General features: G+C 66.9%; 19 protein-coding genes. 11 read left to right on the top strand and 8 right to left on the bottom strand.

Annotated features, from left to right (window positions below):
* Positions 1 to 196: 196 nt before the first annotated feature.
* Together ACFK0J_RS06520 and ACFK0J_RS06515 are read left to right on the top strand one after the other, a co-directional pair.
* Positions 197 to 1,300, top strand: coding sequence for an alkaline phosphatase PhoX (locus ACFK0J_RS06520; RefSeq protein ID WP_378737472.1), 1,104 nt, complete (start codon positions 197 to 199; stop codon positions 1,298 to 1,300).
* Positions 1,301 to 1,517: 217 nt separating this feature from the next.
* Positions 1,518 to 3,020, top strand: a complete 1,503-nt coding sequence (locus ACFK0J_RS06515; protein ID WP_378737470.1) for an alpha/beta hydrolase — start codon at positions 1,518 to 1,520, stop codon at positions 3,018 to 3,020.
* A 17-nt stretch (positions 3,021 to 3,037) separates the two neighbouring features.
* Here the strand turns inward: ACFK0J_RS06515 and ACFK0J_RS06510 are convergent, their stop codons facing one another.
* Positions 3,038 to 4,921, bottom strand: a complete 1,884-nt coding sequence (locus ACFK0J_RS06510) for a hypothetical protein (protein ID WP_378737468.1) — start codon at positions 4,919 to 4,921, stop codon at positions 3,038 to 3,040.
* Between the two features lie 98 nt (positions 4,922 to 5,019).
* Positions 5,020 to 5,415, bottom strand: a complete 396-nt coding sequence (locus ACFK0J_RS06505; RefSeq protein WP_378737466.1) for a PPOX class F420-dependent oxidoreductase — start codon at positions 5,413 to 5,415, stop codon at positions 5,020 to 5,022.
* A 178-nt stretch (positions 5,416 to 5,593) separates the two neighbouring features.
* Here ACFK0J_RS06505 and ACFK0J_RS06500 point away from each other — a divergent pair, with 178 nt between their 5' ends.
* Positions 5,594 to 6,376 (top strand): hypothetical protein, encoded by a 783-nt coding sequence (locus ACFK0J_RS06500; protein WP_378737464.1) that lies wholly within the window; start codon positions 5,594 to 5,596, stop codon positions 6,374 to 6,376.
* A gap of 34 nt (positions 6,377 to 6,410) precedes the next feature.
* On the top strand, positions 6,411 to 8,066 hold the full coding sequence (locus tag ACFK0J_RS06495) for an alkaline phosphatase D family protein (RefSeq protein ID WP_378737462.1): 1,656 nt from the start codon (positions 6,411 to 6,413) through the stop codon (positions 8,064 to 8,066).
* An 82-nt stretch (positions 8,067 to 8,148) separates the two neighbouring features.
* Here ACFK0J_RS06495 and ACFK0J_RS06490 read toward each other — a convergent pair whose 3' ends face one another.
* A complete protein-coding gene (locus ACFK0J_RS06490; RefSeq protein ID WP_378737460.1) occupies positions 8,149 to 8,832 on the bottom strand; it encodes a DUF4386 domain-containing protein in 684 nt (227 codons plus the stop codon).
* A gap of 108 nt (positions 8,833 to 8,940) precedes the next feature.
* On the opposite strand from ACFK0J_RS06490, the gene ACFK0J_RS06485 reads away from it, so the two are divergent.
* On the top strand, positions 8,941 to 9,636 hold the full coding sequence (locus ACFK0J_RS06485; protein ID WP_378737458.1) for a TetR/AcrR family transcriptional regulator: 696 nt from the start codon (positions 8,941 to 8,943) through the stop codon (positions 9,634 to 9,636).
* 8 nt (positions 9,637 to 9,644) lie between these two features.
* Here the strand turns inward: ACFK0J_RS06485 and ACFK0J_RS06480 are convergent, their stop codons facing one another.
* Positions 9,645 to 10,403, bottom strand: a complete 759-nt coding sequence (locus ACFK0J_RS06480) for a DUF6008 family protein (RefSeq protein ID WP_378737456.1) — start codon at positions 10,401 to 10,403, stop codon at positions 9,645 to 9,647.
* Positions 10,404 to 10,598: 195 nt separating this feature from the next.
* Entirely contained in the window at positions 10,599 to 11,279 is a 681-nt protein-coding gene (locus ACFK0J_RS06475) for a RadC family protein (RefSeq protein ID WP_378737454.1), read from the bottom strand.
* A 162-nt stretch (positions 11,280 to 11,441) separates the two neighbouring features.
* Between ACFK0J_RS06475 and ACFK0J_RS06470 the strand changes: the two genes are divergently transcribed.
* Positions 11,442 to 12,968: an alpha/beta hydrolase gene (locus ACFK0J_RS06470; RefSeq protein ID WP_378737452.1), complete on the top strand. Its 1,527-nt coding sequence runs from the start codon at positions 11,442 to 11,444 to the stop codon at positions 12,966 to 12,968.
* Positions 12,969 to 12,976: 8 nt separating this feature from the next.
* On the opposite strand, the gene ACFK0J_RS06465 is transcribed toward ACFK0J_RS06470, so the two are convergent.
* On the bottom strand, positions 12,977 to 13,180 hold the full coding sequence (locus tag ACFK0J_RS06465; RefSeq protein WP_218474155.1) for a type II toxin-antitoxin system VapB family antitoxin: 204 nt from the start codon (positions 13,178 to 13,180) through the stop codon (positions 12,977 to 12,979).
* 380 nt (positions 13,181 to 13,560) lie between these two features.
* On the opposite strand from ACFK0J_RS06465, the gene ACFK0J_RS06460 reads away from it, so the two are divergent.
* Complete coding sequence (locus ACFK0J_RS06460; RefSeq protein WP_378737450.1) at positions 13,561 to 14,460, top strand: phenylalanine 4-monooxygenase; 900 nt, start codon at positions 13,561 to 13,563, stop codon at positions 14,458 to 14,460.
* Positions 14,461 to 14,507: 47 nt separating this feature from the next.
* Here ACFK0J_RS06460 and ACFK0J_RS06455 read toward each other — a convergent pair whose 3' ends face one another.
* Both ACFK0J_RS06455 and ACFK0J_RS06450 read right to left on the bottom strand, forming a co-directional pair.
* Positions 14,508 to 15,131, bottom strand: coding sequence for a TetR family transcriptional regulator (locus ACFK0J_RS06455; RefSeq protein WP_378737448.1), 624 nt, complete (start codon positions 15,129 to 15,131; stop codon positions 14,508 to 14,510).
* Positions 15,121 to 16,671 (bottom strand): MFS transporter, encoded by a 1,551-nt coding sequence (locus ACFK0J_RS06450; protein ID WP_378737446.1) that lies wholly within the window; start codon positions 16,669 to 16,671, stop codon positions 15,121 to 15,123. Before ACFK0J_RS06450 ends, ACFK0J_RS06455 begins: the two co-directional genes overlap by 11 nt.
* A gap of 161 nt (positions 16,672 to 16,832) precedes the next feature.
* Here ACFK0J_RS06450 and ACFK0J_RS06445 point away from each other — a divergent pair, with 161 nt between their 5' ends.
* From ACFK0J_RS06445 to ACFK0J_RS06430, 4 genes are all read left to right on the top strand, one after another.
* On the top strand, positions 16,833 to 18,122 hold the full coding sequence (locus tag ACFK0J_RS06445; RefSeq protein ID WP_378737444.1) for a D-alanyl-D-alanine carboxypeptidase family protein: 1,290 nt from the start codon (positions 16,833 to 16,835) through the stop codon (positions 18,120 to 18,122).
* 111 nt (positions 18,123 to 18,233) lie between these two features.
* Positions 18,234 to 18,530, top strand: coding sequence for a hypothetical protein (locus ACFK0J_RS06440; protein ID WP_378737442.1), 297 nt, complete (start codon positions 18,234 to 18,236; stop codon positions 18,528 to 18,530).
* Complete coding sequence (locus ACFK0J_RS06435; protein WP_378737440.1) at positions 18,527 to 19,813, top strand: hypothetical protein; 1,287 nt, start codon at positions 18,527 to 18,529, stop codon at positions 19,811 to 19,813. Before ACFK0J_RS06440 ends, ACFK0J_RS06435 begins: the two co-directional genes overlap by 4 nt.
* Before the next feature lies 1 nt (position 19,814).
* Entirely contained in the window at positions 19,815 to 20,471 is a 657-nt protein-coding gene (locus ACFK0J_RS06430; RefSeq protein WP_378737438.1) for a hypothetical protein, read from the top strand.
* Positions 20,472 to 20,474: the final 3 nt, after the last annotated feature.

Below are 20,474 nucleotides of genomic sequence, written 5' to 3'. Positions count from 1 at the left end.
GGACGCGGAAGTGCCTGCACACCAACGAAATTTCGAGTGAACAGATAAACCGTGCGTGGCTCTTTCCGCGTTCTGGCTGGCCGCAAACGGCTAAAATTTTACCGACGCATCGTGGCGTGATCGCACCACCGGCTCTGTGCCGGAGCCGTATCAACACGGGTTGGAGGGTGTTGTGGATCGTCGTAACTTCTTGCGGGTGAGCGTGGTTGGTGGGGTTGCCGCGTTCGGTGGTGCGTCATGGTTGGCGGCGTTCAGTTCCGGTGCCGTGCCGGGTGAGTCGCCGTATGGGCCGCTGGCGACACGGCCGGACGCTAACGGGGTGTTCCTGCCGAAGGGCTTCACCAGTCGGATCGTCGCTCGGTCGGGACAGCAGGTGGCGGGGTACACCTGGCATCCCGCGCCGGACGGTGGCGCCTGTTTTGCCGACGGGTCTGGGTGGATCTATGTGTCCAACAGCGAGATCGATCGCACCGGCGGGGTCGGTGCGATCAAGTTCGCCGCGGATGGATCCATCACCGGTGCGCATCGCACGCTGTCCGGCACCAACCGGAACTGCGCTGGTGGCGCCACTCCGTGGAACACTTGGCTGTCCTGCGAAGAGGTGGACAAGGGGGCGGTATTCGAAACCGACCCGTGGGGCGTCGAACCTGCCGTCCGTCGGCCTGCGATGGGCTTGTTCACCCATGAGGCGTGTGCGGTCGATCCGGACCGCAGGGTCGTGTACATGACCGAGGACCGGCGCGACGGCCGGTTCTATCGATTCGTGCCGTCGTCCTGGCCCGATCTGGCCGCAGGTCGACTCGAAGTTCTCGTCGAGACCAACGGCAACCTCAGCTGGCAGGCAATCCCGGATCCGTCGGCATCGTCCACGCCGACTCGGCTACAGGTGCCCGGCGCCAAGGTCTTCAATGGCGGCGAGGGATGCTACTACGCCGACGGCACGTGCTGGTTCACCACCAAGGGCGACAACAAGGTCTGGGCGTATGACGCCGCGAGCAACCAGCTTTCGCTCACCTACGAACCCGGCAACGGAGCGCCGCTGTCGGGCGTCGACAACGTGACCGGCGCGTCCAATGGTGACCTCTTCGTCGCCGAGGACGGCGGCGATATGCAGATCTGCATCATCGCGGGCGACGTAGTCGCGCCGTTCCTGCAAGTGGCCAGATCGGGTAGGTCCGAGGTCGCGGGGCCCGCGTTCAACCCGGCGGGCGATCGGCTCTACTTCTCCTCCCAGCGCGGCACCACGGGCTCGAGCAGCGACGGCATCACTTACGAGGTGACCGGCCCCTTCCGACACTGACCACTCCGGGTCCCCGGGATCTGTAGTGGCGTGCTCGGCTGGTCCACTAGGCAGGACGAACCCCGCTGAGCCCGGTTCGAATTCGGTGACGATCCACGAGGTCGATCGCGGCGCACACTCATCCAGCGGCCGCGCGGCGACGAATATTGTCTGGCACAACGGGTTTTTGCGTCGTCCAGGAGGATCAGTAATTCACCGAATCAACGGGGGTAACCGAATGTTCAGCCGGCTCAGCGGAAACAGCCGATCACCGCGTGCTTCGGTTCGGCTCGGGGTCGTCGCCGCAGTGCTTTTGGGGGCCGGTGCCGGTCAGGCCCACGCCGCACCGAGCCCGACGCTGGACCGGTACTACAAACAGTCAGTCGCGTGGGAATCCTGTGACGGGTACGCGGGCGGCGCGGGTTTGGGTGCCGCGGGGATCGAGTGCGCGCGGGTCACGGTGCCCATCGACTACGACAGGCCCGACGGAGCTACCGCCCGGATCGCGATCTCGCGGCTGCGGGCAACCGGTGATCGGGTCGCCTCGGTGCTCACCAACCCGGGCGGGCCGGGCGGACCCGGGCTGGGCCTACCTCGCCAGCTGGCCGAAAAGTCCGCCTTGGCCGAACGATTCGATGTCATCGGCATCGACGTGCGCGGGCTCGGCGCGTCGACCCCGAAGGTCGAGTGCCTGACCGAGGAGGAATTTCAGGCAGAACGGCAGGACCTCGATGTCGACATGTCACCCGCTGGCATCGCACAAACCGAGCTGGAGTTCGCGAACTACGCAGCGAAGTGTGTGCAACGCACCGGCCTCGAACTGCTCGGCCATGTCGGAACCAGAGAGGTCGTACGCGATTTCGATGTGATCCGGGCCGTGCTCGGTGACGAGAAGCTGACCTATTTCGGCGGTTCCTATGGCAGCAAACTTGGTGCGGCCATTGCGGAAACGTTCCCGGACCGAGTGCGCGCGATGGTCCTCGACGCGGCCTTGGATCCTACGGCGGATGTCCTCGATCCGATGCGCGCCGCGGTGGGTTTCCAGCAGGCATTCGACGCCTACGCCGTGGACTGTGCCAAGGACAGCAGCTGCCCGCTCGGCGCGGACGCCAATGCGGGACTGCGGAAGCTGATCAATCCGTTGATGGACCATCCGGCCGCGACGAATGATCCACGCGGACTCGGATATCCCGACGCACTCAGCGCGGTGACCACTTTGCTGTACAGCGCGGAACTTTGGCCCGTGCTCACCCAGGGGTTGGTCGAGCTGGCGCGGGGACGGGGCGACACCTTCCTGACCGTCGCGGACAAGGTGAACGGAGCCGTCGATCGGGATCTGCACCAGGCAGTGCTCTGCCTCGACGGGGTGCGGTCCACCGATCGTGCCGCCGCCGCCGAGACCGACCGCCGAGTCCGCGAGGCGGCACCGGCTTTCGACGACGGCCGCGCCACCGGCCTGGCACCGCTGGGGGTCTGCGCCTTCTGGCCGGTACCGCCGACCTCGCAGCCACATGTGCCCGTCGTACCCGGCCTGCCGAAGACCGTGGTCGTTGCGACGACCGGCGATCCGGCCACCCCGTATACGGGCGGGCGCAACCTGGCCCGATTCCTGGACGCCACGCTGATCACCTACAAAGGGTTCCAGCATGGTGCGGCGTTGCAAGGTGTGTCGTGTATCGACGGTCCGATACTGAAGTATCTGATCGATCTGGAGCCGCCCGCGGACATCACCTGCGGGTAGCGCACACCGGTGCTCAACTAGTTGTCATAGGAGGCCACGCCGACCGGGCCGGAGCCGACGCAGACGACGAGTCCTTCGGTGCGCGAGGCGATTCGGAGCGTCGAGCCACTACCTACCAACCGAACGAAGACCGTGTTGAGTCCTTGCCGGACCGGAGCGGTCACCGTTTTGCCATGCTCGAAAGCGACTGCCAGCTGGCCGTCTCGGTTGGCGAGGTAGTTCAGCTGGGCGGTCCATTCATGCTCGAACATGGGCCCGTCGAGATCGATGGGAACCGGGTCGCCGCCGTGGATTCGGTAGCCGCAGTGCGGATCCGGGGCGGGAATGATGCGGCGGTTCCACCAGACTTGCGCCTCGACGATGGCACCGGTGTCGGTGATCATGCGCAGGTGCGGGGTCGAGTCGGCGAACGTGCCCGGCGCGGCAATGGGTGAAAGGACTCGGCTGGCGAGGTTTTGCGGGTAAGCCAGCGGATTCAAGACGTCCCACGGAACCTCCTGTTCCAGCAATGGCACACCGTCCCAGTGTGCGAGCGCCGACCGCACGTTCGCGACGTAGGTTTTGGTCGGACTCGGACTCCAGGAACGGACGAACGTGTAGGTGGAGCACAGGCTGCTCACGACGAACAGCACCATCAGCGGTACTGCGGCGCGCGGACCGAGCAGCAGGCGATGCGTCCGATCGCGCGGGCTCGCCCGCAGTATCAACGCACCCACGACGGACAACGTCACTCCGAAATCGGCGAAGTAACGCAGCGACTGCATGAGTTCGGCCGCGGTGTTCGGCCCACCACGCACCAACGCCACGGGCACCTGCGTCAGCAGCGCATAGACAGCGGCGAACACCCAAACCGGCCAGACTCTGCGCCGCGCGTAAACCGACAGTGCCACAACCGAAATCAGGATGATCCACGCCGCAGCCACCGCCGCACCGGGCGGATCGGCCCACGGCGCGGCAGGCAGCCACCGCTCCCACCGCCACGGCCCGCCGACCAGCGCGGGCACCACGCCGAGCGATGTCGCGTTGGGCAGCCAGTCGCGCATACCCAGCGGGTTGTTGTGCACTCCGGAGACGCCGACCACCGCGAGATACGCCGCGAACCAGCACAGCAGCACCAGCCCCGAGCCCACCCACAGCCGCGCCCCGCGCCGCGCCACCACACGAATGGCGGATTGCCGACCGTCGACGTGATGCTGTCGCCCGTCGACGTGATGCTGTCGCCCGTCGACATGATGCTGTCGCCCGTCGACATGATGCTGTCGCCCGTCGACATGATGCACAAGCACCGCGACGGCGAACGCGACGAACGGGATGATCACCGACTTCTCGAAGAACAACAGCGCGACCACGAGCACGACGATCCCGGACACGGCATACCGACGCCGCCCGCCGCGAACCAAGAGCAGGGCGTCCCCGATGACCCAGGCAAGCGCGAATTGCAGTGGCAGCGTGTTCAACGCCGCCGACCACCACGCGAACGCCGGAAGCGTCACCGGCGAGAACAGAAAGAAGGTGAGCGGGACGAGCAGCGTCCACCGGGCGCCGAGCAGCACGAACAACACGCGCAGCACCGACAACGACACCGCGAGTTGCCCAACCAGCAGCGTGAGCACCGGGCCCGCCCACGCGAGCGGAGCCAGCTCGGTCACCACCCATGCGGTGACAAAGGCGAGCGGCATGAAATGCCCGTCGTGGTCGTGCAACAGCAGGTCCGCGGAGAACAGCGGATACCTGCCCGCCCGGCCGACCAGGATGAGGTCGTCCCAGTAGAAGTAACCGCTGCCCGCTACCCAGCCTCGGAGCGCCCATTGCAGCAGGATCAAACACACCGCCGCGACGACGACGGGCGACGCACTCCCGAAGCGGCGCCGAACTCCCCCGCCGAGCCGAGGAATGGGCACACACGTCGACCGTGCAACCGAAGCGGTGTCCATGCCGACCCACCCTAGTGACGGGCCGTCCGGGCTAGGTGCGACGCCGATACCGCGCGTCGCCGGTGTCAGGCCGCGTATCCGGTCGCCTTGTCGACCGTGACCCGAACCGCGACCCGGATCTGCCCCGGCTCGGGTTCCGGGTGGTCCTTGCCGTTGTACTTCCACGACAGCCGGTGGGCGACACGAAGGTCGATGTCACGAGTAATCGTTGCCCTGCCACGAAGCTCGACGTAGTTCTCGCCGTCGGCGGCGTCGATGACGGTGACGCTCACTCGGGCGTCGCGCAGCATATTGCGATGCTTCAGCCTGCCCTCCAGGGTGGAGAACAGCAGGTCGTCACCGTCCCGGAGGACCCACATCGCCGAGGTCTGCGGGCTGCCGTCGGCATTGATCGTGGCCAGCACCGCATAGTTCTTGCCGTCGAGCAGGGCAATGCTGCCTTCGCTGAGCGTAATTCCCATGTCTTGGACAGTAGCGACGCGACAGACACCCAGCTCGGCACCGTCTCGATAGCGATTTGCCATCAACAGCGAGAAGTAGCCGGTAAGTTGATCTTGAACGTGCTCGCCAGGTTGCCGGACATATCGTCAGCCACGCCACGACAATCCGTCGGGCGTGGCCCGTGAGGAAGGCGCTCTCATGTACGTGCTCCGAACGGCGATCGCCGCGACCATGCTGACCTGCCCCACCTTGGTCGCCGCGGCCGCGATGTCGAGTGCCCCGACAGGCACCACGCCGCACACCGGCCCTACCGCACAGCATGCGGCCTCGGCCGCCGCGAATACTTATGGCGCAGCTACCAACTCCAGTCGCGCCGTCCTCGGCACCCTGCTGTACCCGGCCGCCGTCAACGTCGCGGGACCGCTCGGCACCGGCGGCGCGGCACTCGGCCTCGGCCTGGCCGGCCTTATCGTCACCGGCAGCGCGGCGCTCGGCACCGGCAGCACCGCGGCCGCCCCCTGGGCAGCGCTGCTCGGCACCGGCAGTGCGGCCGCGGGCACCGGCAGCGCCACCCTCGCACCCCTCGGGGTCGCCCTCGGCACCGCCGCCTCATTACTCGGTGCGGGCAGTGCCGCCGCCGGCGCTTCGGGCAGCGTCGCCACCGGCGGACTCGGCACCCCACTCGCCGCGCTCGGCGCGGGTAGCGCCGCACTCGGCTCCGGCAGCGCGAGCCTCGCAGGCGCAGGCGCCGCGGCCGCACCCTTCGCCGCAATGGCGGGCACCGGCAGCGCCATGCTCGGCTCCGGCAGCGTCGCCGCCGCCCCCTTCGGCGTCGCCCTAGGCGCCGGAGTCGCGGCAGGCATCGCCACCGGCAGCGCCGCGGCCGCTTCCCTCAGCGCCGCGTCCCCGGTCGCGGGCGACACCGCCGCCGATCCGACCAGGCCGGAATACCAACCCCTGAACCTGGGCCCCGCGAGCTGACCAGCCGGACCCTGTTGTCGATATACCCTGACGTATGGATCTGTCTCGTCGACAGCTGTTGAGATTCGCGGGCGCCGGGTCGGCTGCGGTGCTGGTGGGGGCTTCGGCGGCGAGTAGTGGGCTGTTCCGGGTGCCGCGGTGGTCCGAGGATCCGTTCAGCTTGGGGGTGGCTTCCGGGGATCCGACTGCGGACGGGGTGGTGTTGTGGACGCGGTTGGCGCCGGATCCGTTCGCGCCGGATGGGCTCGGTGGGATGCCGTTGCGGCCGGCGAGCGTGGAGTACGAAGTCGCGCATGACGAGGGCTTTCGACAGGTCGTGGCGCGCGGGAGCGCGGTCGCGACAAGGGAATTGGCGCATAGCGTGCATCCGGAGGTCGGTGGGTTGGCGCCGGATCGGTGGTATTTCTATCGGTTTCGGGCGGGGTCGGTGATTTCACCGGTGGGGCGGACGCGGACGGCTCCGCTGCCGGGGCAGCCGACCGCACGGATGCGGTTCGCTTTCGCTTCGTGCCAGTCGTGGAATTCCGGTTACTACACCGCCTATGCGCACATGAGTGCCGAAGACCTCGATCTGGTTGTGCATTTGGGTGACTACATCTATGAGCGCGGCTGGAATCGGGGGCGCGTGGGGATGGCGCCGGAGCCGCAGTTCCAGGCCGAGGCGATGGATCTGGCCGGGTATCGGCTGCGTTATGCGCAGGCCAAAGCCGAGCAGCCGCTGCGGGCCGCGCATGCCGCATTTCCCTGGCTGGTCACCATGGACGATCACGAGATCGACAACAACTGGGCAGGCGACTCACCGGGGCTCGGGTTCGATATCTATCGCATTCCGGCGGTGTTTCGCCGCCGCAGGGCCGCCGCCTTTCAGGCGATGTACGAACACCAACCGCTGCGCATAGCTCAGATGCCGACCGGGTCGGCAATGCACTTGCACCGCCGCTATGGGTACGGCGACCTCGCGGAGATCACGATGATCGACACCCGCCAGTACCGCAGCAAGCAGGCGTGCGGCGACGGCAACACGGTCATCGACTGCACCGACCGATTCGCGACTGATCGCACGATACTCGGTGCGCAGCAACGTGATTGGCTGATCGACGGGTTCGCCGACTCCCCCGCCCGTTGGCAGATCATCGGTAACCAGGTCTCGATGGCGCAGGCCGACCAGGACGCCGGTCCGGTCACCGCGGTGGGCACGGATTCCTGGGACGGATACGTGGCGGACCGCAACGCGGTGCTCGGCGCGGCCGCCGACCGCGGCGTGCGCAACCTCGTCGTGATCACCGGCGACCGGCACCAGAACCAGGCCGCCGACCTGCGCCGCGACTACGCCGATCCCGAATCGCCCATCGTGGCATCGGAATTCATCGGCACATCGATCTCCAGCGGCGGCGACGGAGTCGACATGCACGACTCCGGCCGCAACCTCCTCGCCGCCAACCCCGACCTCAAATTCTTCAATGCCCAACGCGGCTACGTCCGCGTCGAACTCGATCACAACCTGTGGCGCAACGACTTCCGCGTCGTGCCCTATATCCGGACGCCCGGCGCCCCCATCCACACCCGCGCCAGCTTCGTCGTCCAGGACCGAGTTCCCGGCGTCGCAGAGGCCTCACCCCCGGACCCTCCGACAAGCCAACTCCCCGCCCCCGCCACCACCGCGGACTCGCCGAACAATGGCCCCCGGTAACGGGTTCCATGGGCAACGGCCCGCTATGGCGGCATCTCGCGGGTAGCGGCACCGTCATGTGTCGTTGATCATGGCTTCCCCGTCATTGCGCGATGGCCTGGGCGGGCGACTGCTTGAAACCTTTGATGATCAGGTACAGCGCGAGGCTGACCTCCCATGCGAACACCGGTAGCGCAGCAATCGAGCCCCACGTCGAAAGCTGCTCGTAACGCCCGAAAAGGACCGCGGTCGCCGACACGCAGATCAGCGGACCGCCGATGAGGCCGAGGACGGCAATGAGCCGCGGCACCAGCTGGGAGCGGTACATCAAGATGGCGAGCAACAGACTGTTGGCACCCAGGATGAAATTGGGTCCTAGCAGGAACGTCCAGTCGTGCATGGCGACAAGGGATCTGCCCACGGTGAGCAATGCCGGGTTGTCGGTACCCGCCAGGTCCTGTCGCAATGTCACTATCGACAGCACACTGACAATGCCGACAGCAATGACGGCCGCTTCCAGCAACCGACCGCACAGGTAGCCGAGCGCCAAATTCTTGCCGTGCCGTTCGAGAACGGGATACAGCGTGGTCGCTGTACCGACGACGGCAACAACCAGGATGAGCTCGAAGACACCGCCCGTCAGCACGCGTCCGTCGGACCCGGTGCCGACGATGTAGCTCGAGTCGACCAGGGCGGGCCGGTACAGCGCCAACCCCGCCACCGCGGTGACCTCCGTGAGCAGGAAGAGCACACCTGCGACCACTGCCGTCGTCCTCGTTGAGCTCATGGTGAGTCCTCCTCATCGCACCGAGGTGTACGTCGTACACCCCACCGGCCGGAATACTAGGGTGTACGCTGTACACCAGTCAAGGGGAAGCAGAGCAGAAGGGGATCGATGGCCGACCGGGACAGAACCCGCACCCCGCTGAACAGAGACCGGGTACTGCGCGCGGCCATCACCCTCGCCGACGAGGCCGGTATCGACTCGCTCAGCATGCGCAACCTCGCCCAGCAACTCGGCGTCGTTCCGATGGCTCTGTATAAGCACGTGGCGAACAAGGACGAACTACTCGACGGCATCGTGGACGTCCTCGTCGCGGAGATCGGCCCGCCGGAGTCAGACCTCGACTGGAAACCGGCGGTGCGGCAACGCATCCTCGCTGCGCGACGAACCCTTCAGCAACACCCGTGGGCCGCCCGCGTGATCGAAACACGCCCCGCGCCGACGCCCGCGGTACTGGCATACCTGAATTCGATGATCGGGATGTTCCGAGCAGGCGGCTTCTCGGTCGACCTCACGCATCATGTGATGCACGCGCTGGGCAGCCGCATATTCGGCTTCACCCAGGAGCTGTTCGACAACTCCCCCAACCCGGACCCGCAGGCGCAAGCGGCGGCGCTGCAATACCTTTCAGTCGAATACCCGCACATCGCGGAGATCGCCGTCCGAGCCGATCACGACGAACAGTCGGTCGTCGGCGCGGGCTGCGACGATCAGTTCGAGTTCGAATTCGCCCTCGATCTCCTCTTGGACGGGATCGAACGCCGGTGGCGGCAGGGCTGGAGTTCCACTGATCCCGGCCACCACTGAACGGCGAATCAGCCGACGGGCACCGGCGTCCCAGCGGGCCCCGCCTCCGCTGCCGGCACCGATTCCGGTTGTCCGGCCGAGCCGGTCGCCGGAGTTCCGAAGGTCGCTTCGATGGTGGCCCGCTCACGCCACAAATGAAACAGCGCCATGGCGAAGATCGTTGTGCCGATCACGTTGGCGAAGAAGTGCCACCAAACCCGATAGGTCCATAGGCCCGGGCCGGGGTCGAGCAGTCCGAACCAAGTGGACAACCCGAATGCCTTCGCGCCCAACACCACCGAGACGGTCAGGGCGATGTGTTCGATGCCGTGGATGCCCTGCATCAACACACCCATCCGCCCCCACTTGCGCGCCTTGCTCTCCAGAGCGCGATGGGTGATCAGCGCGACACCGACCAAACCGGCGAGGAAGTGAAAATTGCCGACCAGGTGCAGGATCTCCATGCCCAGTGTCGGCTTCGAGGTATCGACCTGGCCGAACCCGTTGGCCAGACCGGTGCCCCACGGGGTCATCCAGGCCGGCGCGTTCGAATGCGCTATCCAGTAACCGGCTTGCGCGATGTGCTCTTGGAAATGGCCGATCTGCGCGACCACCCCCAAGGCGATGACACCGAGACTGGTCCGGTACATCCATGGCCGCACCTGCCCCCGGATGGCGAAGGCCAAAACCGCTACCGCGGCCCACATCACCACCATCCAGGCCACCATCAGGACCGCGCCCGCGATCTCCCAGCCGGCGGCGCCCGCGCCGTGATGCATATTTTCCATGTGAACCGCCCGTCACGTCACCCATTCAACTGGGGTTCGATGAATGATAATTCAACGTCACGAATCATGTTGCGCTATCCGGTTATTCGCCGACCGTACGGCGCAAGTCGTTGTGACGTATCACAATCGGCACGGTGCCGACTTCGTCCACGCCACAGGGCGGGCCCGGCCGACGGCACCGCCCCGAGCGTTCGGTCAGTGGTTGACGGCGGTGGCCGGGGCGCTGGACCAGGCCTCGCCCGCGATCACCACGTGGTCGAGGAAGCGGAGCCCGACCGTGCGGGCGGCTGCGGCGAGCAGGGTGGTGGCGCGACGGTCGTCGAAGCTGGGGGTCGGGTCGCCGGAGGGGTGATTGTGCACGACGGCGAAGGCGCGGCCGTCGTGGCGCAGGACGGTGTTCAGGATTTCCCGGACCGGTACCGCCACCTGGTCCACCGCGCCCTCGGCGACGAATACCTTCTGCCGCAACTGGTTCTGCGCGTCGCAAACCAGGACGAGCAGTCGCTCGACGCGGTCGCCGGTGAACAGTGGGCGAGCGGCGGCGGCGACATCGGCCGCACCGCCGAGGCGGATCGGGGTGGCGGTGTCGCCGCGGGCCCGCGCGCCGAGGTGGAACGCGGCGATGAGGGCAGCGGCCTTCGCCACCCCGACGCCGGCCCGGCGGGACAGTTCCTCGGGGCGCGCCGCCGCCAGCCCAGCCAGCCCGCCGTGTTCGACGAGCAGTTCCACCGCCAGGTCCAGCGCGCTCGCGCCGCGCCTGCCGTGGCGTAGCAGCAAGGCCAGCAGTTCGACATCGCTGAGCGCGTGTGCACCGAGGGCGAGCAGGCGCTCGCGCGGCCGTTGCTCGACGGGTACATCGATAAGAGAGACCGGCATCGTTCCACCCCTTGGTCACGGCGACAGTGTCACGGAGTGTGCCAGGCCCTACCGACATGTTGCCCGCGAACGCGGGGCCGCCCGAGTTGTCCGATCCTGCCGATCGCGGATCGGCGGCCGTCGGGCACACTGAGTGCGTCGATCGAGTACAGGGGCACATGAATGGTCAAACCGCGCAAGGGAACCGCGGCAATCGGGCATGCCGTTCTGTTGGCCGCGGTGATCGCCGCGGGCCTGCTGGTGACGGCATGCGACAAGGCCGAGGAGCCTCTCCCGCCACCGGTCCCGAACCTCGATCGGTACTACCAGCAAAAGCTGAGCTGGGGTTCGTGCGAGGGCTACCAGGGTGGTGGTGAGCTCACCGCGGCCGGAATCGAATGTGCGCGGGTGACGGTGCCGATCGACTACGGCAACCCCGACGGCGACACCGCTCGGATCGCGATCTCTCGGCTGCGCGCGCAGGGCGCGCGGGTGGCGGCGCTGCTGACGAACCCGGGCGGACCGGGTGTGCCGGGGTTGACCATGCCGCTCGGGCTAGCGAAAACGCCGGTGGCCGAACGTTTCGACGTGATCGGGATGGACGTGCGCGGGCTCGGCGCCTCGACTCCACGCGTCACCTGCCGCACCGCCACCGAATTCGAGACGGATCGCTTCGTACTCGGCCGGACCGATCCGCTCGCGGAGATCGACCAGATCGAGCAGGACAATGAGGATTACGCCAATTCATGCGCGCAGCGGACCGGACTCACACTGCTCGGGCACGTGGGCACCGGTGACGTCGCCCGCGACATGGACGTCATCCGGGCCGCGCTGGGTGAGCAGAAGCTGACGTACTTCGGTGGGTCCTACGGCACGCGCCTCGGTTCGACCTATGCCGAGCTGTTTCCGGATCGAGTGCGCGCGATGGTCCTGGACGCTCCCGTCGATCCGGCGACGAATATGGGCGACGAGGTGATCACCGCGGCCGGTTTCCAGCAGGCGTTCGACGCCTACGCCGCCGACTGTGCCAAGGCACCGGACTGCCCGCTGGGCACCGACCCGAAGAAGGCGAACGAGGTCTACCGCGCGCTGGTGCTCCCCCTCATCGAACATCCGATCAGCACGCCCGATGGCCGCGGGCTGGACTACAACGCCGCGATCACCGCGACCATTTCCGCGCTCTACCATCCTGATTCCTGGCCCGCGCTCACCAAGGGTTTGACCGAACTCGCCAAGGGAAACGGCGAAGCGCTGCTCGGCGAGGCGGGCGCTTATCAGTCGGTCTCCTCCGACGACGTACACCGCGCGGTGCTGTGTCTGGAGGAGGTCCGGGTGACCGACCGCGCCGTGGCGGCCGATATCGATCACCGATCCCGCGCCGCCGCACCAGCTTTCGACGATGGCCTGAGCAATGCCGAGGCGCCCCTCGGCACCTGCGCGTTCTGGCCGGTCCCGCCGACCGCGCAACCGCATGTGCCCACGCCGGTGGGCCTGCCCGAACTGGTGGTCGTCGCGGTGACCGGCGATCCGGCGACGCCCTACGCCGGTGGTGTCAACCTCGCCAAAGCCCTTGGCGCCGCGTTGATCACCTACGAGGGCACGCAGCACGGCGCCGCGCTGGAGGGCATCGCCTGCGTCGATGAGCCCGTACTGAAGTACCTGATCGATCTGACGCCACCGGCCGACGGCCTGCGGTGTTCGAAACCGTGAGCCGCTGACTACCCGTCGACGACCACGACCTCGGCGGCCGGGAGACTGAACAATGCGGTGGCGGCCAGCTTTTCGAGATGATGCAGCTGGCGTTCATGCACGACGATCCGGCGCAGTGCCTCGTTGATGGTGGCATTGCTCGTCGAGGTGCCCATGATGGCGGCCGCGGCGGCGAGCAACTTCTGGTCGAGATCGATCCGCACGGATTTCATGCGTCCTCCTTCGTACATTCGCCATTTTGCGCTGTCCGGCCCGCTCATGTCTGGCAAATCAAGCACAGTCGCCGAAACTCGTGGTGCGAGCCCCGAGAATTTCACGGCTGCACCAGGTTCGGCCGCCGGACGCGCGCCACGCTGCAGCGCATACCGGGCGCCGTCTGGACTCTCCGCACACACTCGGCATCGTGTCGTCTCGGACGAAAGGGCGGCTCGCGCGCAGACCGCACCGGCCCTTAACAGCCACTGGTCAGCTCGTCGCCGGAATACGCCGTACGATGCCGGTAATTACGCACCGAAGCGCGACCAGCTAGACAGTTTGCCAAGCTGTGCGGGCTTTTGTTGTCGGACGGCCCGAGCGGTGCTTGCATCGAGGTATGTTCACCGAAGCTCAGCTGTACTCGCCGGTGACCCGGTCCGGCGATGGCGATGTCACCGTCCACCTGAGCGACGAGCACCCCGGCGTGCACGACTCGGATTACCGGGCCCGCCGCAATGCCATCGCCGCGCTGGCGCTCGATTACGCCCCAGGCAAACCCGTTCCGCAGATCGCCTACACCGACGAGGAACAGGAGGTGTGGCGGATCGCGTCGGCCGAACTCGCCCGCAAACACCGCACCTACGCCTGCGCCGAAGTGCTGGCGGCCTCGGAACGGCTCGCGCTGCCCAAGGACCACATCCCCCAGTTGGACGAGGTCTCGGCCGCACTGGTGCCGCTCAGCGGATTCCGCTACGTCCCCGCCGCCGGGCTGGTGCCGTTGCGAGAGTTCTTCGGCTCGTTCGCGGAGCGCACCTTCCACTCCACCCAGTACATTCGGCATCATTCCGCGCCGCTGTACACCCCGGAGCCCGACGCCATCCACGAGATCATCGGCCACGCCAACCAGATCGCGAGCCCGCGCTTCGCCGCCATCTACGAGGCGGTCGGTGCGGCCGTCGGGCGTCTGGAGACCGAATCCGCGTTGAAATTCCTCGCGAATGTCTTCTGGTTCTCGATGGAGTTCGGGGTGGTCCGGGAAGACGGCGAAGTGCGCTGTTACGGTGCCGGATTACTGTCGTCCTACGGTGAGATCGAGGAATTCCGGCAGGCCGACCTACGACCGCTCGACGTCGCCGCGATGGGCACGGCGGTCTACGACATCACCCACTATCAGCCGATTTTGTACTGCGCCGAGTCGGTCGCCGAGATCGAGGACGTGATCGGCGGATTCTTCTCGACCATGGACGACGACACTCCGGAACGGCTCCGCCATTCGAGTGCGGCTGGGGCCCAGTAGGTTTCCGTCGATCCGGAACGCCCGGCGAGGGACGCCGCCTGAACGCTTCAGGCTCCCTCGCCGGGCTTGTCCTGCCCGATCGGCAGCCCCGATTCCAGCAGTTCCAGCATCCGGCCGACGTTTTCGACATTCAACGGCGTGATTCTCGCGATAGCGAGCGCCGCGCCCGTCAACGCGCCGGCCAGTACCCGGATATCGAAATCGTCGGCGGTGCCCTGGACTCGTTCGGCCATCATGGCGGACACCATGTCGATGTTGCGTTCCATTTCCAGTCCGATGGCCGACCGTAATTCGGGCACGTGATAGATCAGCGCCTGCCGTTCCTGCTCGAAGGCCAGCGCCGACGCGGGCAGCTTCGCGAAAACCTCCGCCATCGCATTGCGGAAAGCGGCCAGCGGCTGAACCTCGGGCGGCTGCGCTCGGACGGCCTCGATCAGTACCGGGTCGAGGTCATCGGCGAGCACCAGCTGTTCCTTGGTCGGGAAGTAGCGAAAGAAGGTGCTCGGCGATACGTCGGCGGCCGCCGCGATCTGCTCGACGGTGGTCTCGCTGTAGCCCTGCTCGCGGAACAGCCGGAACGCTTCCAGTCGAATCGTCCGGCGAGTCCGCTCCTTCTTCCGCTCCCGCAGGCCACGCACCGCTGGCTCTTCGCCGGACAATTCAACTGACATGTGTCGATTCTGACGTATCGGTGCCAGGTCCGACATCCAGCCGCTCCCGAGCTTCAACCGCAACGACCTCGACCGGTTGCTTCGATCGGACGAAGGCGACGGCGACCGCGGCCGACAACGCGCACAGGATCGCGCAGACCAAGAGCATCGCGGCCATGCCGCCGACGAACGCGTTCTGCACCTGGTGCAGGACCGTCGAGTCGCCGAGTTCGTGCGCCACCGCCACCCCGGCGTTCACCCCGTCGGAGACCGGTTCGCGGTTCAACGAGCCGAGCTCCGAGCGGTAGCGGGTGGACAACACCGTGCCCAGGATCGCGACACCGATGGTGCCGCCCGCCTGCCGCAACGCTTGGATCAACGCGGAGCCGGAACCGGAACGTTCCGCGGTGAGCTCGCCCATTGCCAGTCCCATGGCCGTTGGCATGGCCAGCCCCATGCCGGCGCCGAGCAGGGTCGTCCACAGCGCGGTGAAACCGTAGCCGCTGTCCACCGTGGTCATCGCGCCGAGCGCGAGCGCACCCGCCAGCAGCGCGAATCCCACACCGAGCATTGCCCGGGTGCCGAGATTCGGCAGTGCCAGGTCGACCAGCCTGCTGCCGACGATCAGCCCGCCGATCAGCGGCAGCAGCCGCAGCCCGCTGCCGAGCGCGTCCACGCCGAGAACGGCCTGGAAATACTGCGGCACGGTGAAGAACATGCCGAACATCGCGAAGTTGACGACAATGGAAAGGGCGGTGCCCCAGCGGAATCCGGTGGTCTCGAACAGCGCGAGGTCGACGAGCGGATGCGCCGTCCTGCGCTGCCAGAGCACGAACACGCCGAGCAGCAGCACCCCGGCCGCGACCGCCGACCAAGCCGGCCCGTTGCCCCAACCATGCTCGCCGATCCGGATGAATCCGTAGGTGAGACCGAGCATGCCGACGACCGACAACAGCACACCCGGCACGTCCACGCGAAATCGGTTCTCACTGCGCGATTCCGGGACCAGGGCGAGCACGGCCAGCGCACCGATGATCACCATCGGCACATTGATCAGGAACACCGACCCCCACCAGAAGTTCCGCAGCAGCCAGCCGCCGACGATGGGCCCGAGCGGCAGACCGATCGCCGTCGAGGTGATCCAAATGGTGAGCGCGCGCTGCCGCGCATCCGGCTCCGGAAACAGTGACGGCAGCACCGACATGGACAGCGGCATCATCGCCGCGGCCGCGACGCCGAGCACCACCCGCGCGGCGATCAGCTGACCCGCCGAGGCGGCAAAGGCGCAGGCAACGGACGCGCCACCGAACACGAGTAGCGCGGCGAGCAGGAACTTCTTGCGGCCGTATCGGTCGCCGAGCGCACCGGCGGGCAGCATCACGGCGGCCAGGGCCAGCGTGTACGCGCTACTGAACCATTGCAGCGCAGCGGTATTCGCATTCAGATCGACGGCCAGCGTGGGCAGCGCCACGGTGAGCACCGTGACGTCGAGCCCGATGGTCAGCATCGCGACCGACAGCGCGCCGAGCGCAAGCCAGCGACGAGTCGAGTCCGCCTTCATGGTCCCTCCAGAAATGATAGATACTCCTTTTTGATAGTAGCTCTCATTTAGTAGGCCCTGTCAATACTCGATAGCAGGTGGGTCGAGTCACGACGCGCTTACGAGCCCTGCGCGGTCTGGCGCCGGACCTCATCCGCCGGAACCCTTTAAGCTCGCGAACGATGAAGATCCGGGACTCGCGCCGCCGCGCCACGCTTCGCCTCGGTTCCGCGCTGGCCACCCTGGCCGTGCTCGCGGGCTCGACCGCCGTTCCGTCGTTCGCCGCGCCGCCCAGCACGACACCGACGCCGTTCACCACGCCGAACACCGACACCTGCCCGCAGAAGACGCGCCCGCCCGCGCCGATCGACCTGTCCGAGGTGCCCGCACCGGGCCAGCCGACACCCAACGCGCTGCCCATTCCCACGCCACCCGTCGGCGGCAGTCGGCTCGGCGAATGCGGCTTGGTGCTGCCCAAGGGGGCACCTGCCGTGCCGCAGGACATTTCGGCGACCTCGTGGCAAGTCTCGGACCTGGACACCGGAGAGGTGCTCGCGGCCAAGGATCCGCACGGCCGCTACCGGCCCGCCAGCACCATCAAGGTGCTGCTCGCCACGATCGCGCTGCGCACCCTGGATCTGAACAAGGTGATCGTCGGCACGCAGGACGACGCGAATGCCGACGGCACCCGGGTCGGTATCGGTCCCGGCGGCCGCTACACCAACCGTCAACTGATGCGGGGCCTGATCATGGCGTCCGGCAACGATGCGGCGCACGCCATCGCCACCCAACTCGGTGGTGAAGCGGCCACCGTCGCGAAGATGAACGAGCTCGCGAAGTCGTTGGGCGCCTTGGACACTCGCACGGCTACCCCGTCCGGGCTGGATGGTCCCGGCATGAGCAGCTCGGCTTATGACCTGTCGGTCCTGTTCCGGGAGGCCATGACGATTCCGCTGTTCGCCGAGCTCATCCACACCGAGCAGGTGGACTTCCCCGGTTATCCCGCGAACCCGGAGATTCCGGGCGACAAGGACCATCCCGGCTTCCCCATCGGCAACGACAACCATCTGCTCTACGACTACGAGGGCGCCATCGGCGGCAAGACCGGGTTCACCGACGACGCCAGGCAGACCTTCGTCGCCGCCGCCGAACGCGACGGCCGCCGTCTCGTCGTCACCCTCCTCAAAGCCGACGTGCGCCCACTGCGCCCCACCGACCAGGCGGCGCGCCTACTCGACTACGGCTTCGCCCTCCCCCGCGGCACCTCGGTCGGCCGACTCCCCGACACCGACCGGAAGCAACCCAAAAACGGTGCCGCCCTTGCCGCCCCACCGCCCAGGGACGCCGACCAGCAATCCCAGCCACTCGCCGACGACAACCACGACGACAACCGGACCGTCTGGATCGTCGGCGGCGCGATCCTGATCCTCGCTCTCCTCCTCGGCGCCCGCCGGATCAACCGGCGACGGTAGCTCTCGCGGAATATCCGCGGGGATGGAACCGATGCCTGCGCCACTGCGTCTATGGAGGTATCAGGAGGTTCTGTCGACCGGGCTCGATTGCGTGCGAAGGGGTGCATTGGCGTGGCCGGGATTCTTGGCGTGGACATCGAGATGTTGGGCAAGACGGTCCGGTCATTGCGAAGCGCCGAGCAGGTGCTGAACGACGCGATGCGGGCGATGACCAGAGCAGGCCACGGCGATATCGGTACGCAGGCACTCAACGACGCGGCCGACAGCTTCCAACGCCGGTGGCGTTCCGGGATCGAGCGGATCGGCGAAGCGGCCAAGGTCACCGCGGACGGTGTGGCCAGGTGCCATGACGCCTACCAAAACGTCGACAACGCGCTTGCCACAGCGCTGAAGCAGGCCGAGACATGAGCGAGAACCCCTACCCCAACTTGGGTTTCAACCCGGTCCCCGGCGCGCCCACCGATGTGAGCGGGCTGCGCGCGCGGATCGACACCGCGGCGGACGCGGTCCGGGAGACCAACGAACTGCTGTCCCGGCTGCGCAACAGCAACGACACCGGGTGGATGGGCGACGCGGGCGATGCCTTCCGCGCCGACTTCGACGCCACGCTGGCCCAAGATCTCGGCTACGCGCAGCGATCGCTCGAACGCGCTGTCGCCCTGCTCGATGAGTGGCACACCGACCTCGTCGGCTACCAGGACATCGCCAGCGGACTCGAAGCCGAGGCCGCGGACGCGAAAGGACGACACAGCCAGGCCGTCGCGGCTTTACAACGGGCCCAGGCCAACCCGGACCTCGGCCTGGCGAACGCGATGTTCACCGACCACGGTGAACTACAGGCCGCGCAATCCCGCCTCGACGCAGCGACCGCCCAGGTCCGATCAGCAAGCACCGCGGTCGACGACTGGCAAGCGAAGATCGATTCCGTCCTTCAGCGCGCCCGCGACCTGGCGAGCCAGCACAACAGCACAGCGCGCCGGATCGCGGCCGAATTAGACGCCGCCGCAAAAGATTTCGCGCCCAGTCCGCCGGACAAGAGCATTTGGGATCGTATTGCGGACGCGGTCGAGGCCGTGGGTAAGTGGATCGATGAGCACCGCGAAGGGGTCCACCAGGCGCTCTCGATCATTGCCGCGGTCGGCAGCCTCGTCGCTCTCGTGACGCCGCCGCCCTTCGACATCATCGGCTTCACCTTCGCGGCGGCCGCTACCGCCGGACTCTTGGCACTCGACCTGTCCGATCCGGCGATACGCGCGGGTCTACGGAATGGGGAGCTGGATGCTTGGAAGACGGTGGGGCTGGACTCATTAGGATTCGCTCCCGTCGGCGGCGCCGGAGTCGCGGCGGGGAAAGTCGGCGGAGGTCTGCTGCGCGGTGGTGAGGCTTTGGCGGATGGCGCTCATGCCGCCCGATCGGTGGGTGCGGTCGAACGAATCGGGGCGTCCGCCTACAACGCGGTCACCCATGAGCCCTTGCTGACTTCCAAGATAGCCGAAAAAATCCCCGGAGTTTCGAACGTTGTCGATGCGCTGAGCTTGGACAATGCCACTCGCAACGTATTTCAGTTGACCGGGCTGGCCGGGCGGAACGCCGAGGTCGCCACCGCCGAGGCTGTCGACCTTTTCGCCCGTTCCGGCAAAGTGATTCTTTCGATGCTGAATCCCGTTGCGTCGCAGGTATCGGACCACTGACATGACGACAGCTGGAGTACCGGCATCCTTGTCGCTCGCGATCGATATTCCGGATGGATACGTCGGGCTCCCGCTCGACGATATCGATCGTGCGATAGCACGAACGGAATCCATCTTCGCCCAGATCGGGCCTGGCACCGTGAGTTCGGCGGCGCCCACGGTGCTCCAGGCGTTGCGGGTGCTTCTCACCCGGATCGCGCGGCTGAACGCGGCGTATTGCGGTCTCGGCCGACATTCGGCTTCGGATGGTCGGTTGATTTCATCGAATCTGATCGTCTCGTTGAACGAGTACGGCGGACGCGGGAATCCCCGCTTGACCCTGGCGGAGGTGCTGACCGGAAGATGCGGCGGCGGCGAGACTTTCAACAATGTCGAGCTGATCGAAGTAGCAGGCAAACCTGTGCTGATGCTGGACAGAGTGCGAACTCTCCCGACGCCCGAACTTCCCGGTCGAACGCCCGAGCTCGATCAGCAGGTCTATCAGCTCGAGGCCGTTGTTCCCGCATCGGATGGTTCCGCGATCGCTGTCATCGAATTCTCTACACCGTTCGTCGAGTACGGGGAGGACTTTCTGCCGATGATCATCGCGATGGCGGCATCGGTGGACATCACGACCTCGGCCCGCCGGTCCGATCCGCGGTCCTCGCTGGATCTGTGAGCC

It is taken from the genome of Nocardia brasiliensis, assembly GCF_042691675.1.
Classification (GTDB): Bacteria; Actinomycetota; Actinomycetes; order Mycobacteriales; family Mycobacteriaceae; genus Nocardia; species Nocardia brasiliensis_D.
The sequence above is the reverse complement of the archived record's forward strand: the minus strand, read 5'-3'. Positions and strand labels throughout refer to the sequence as shown.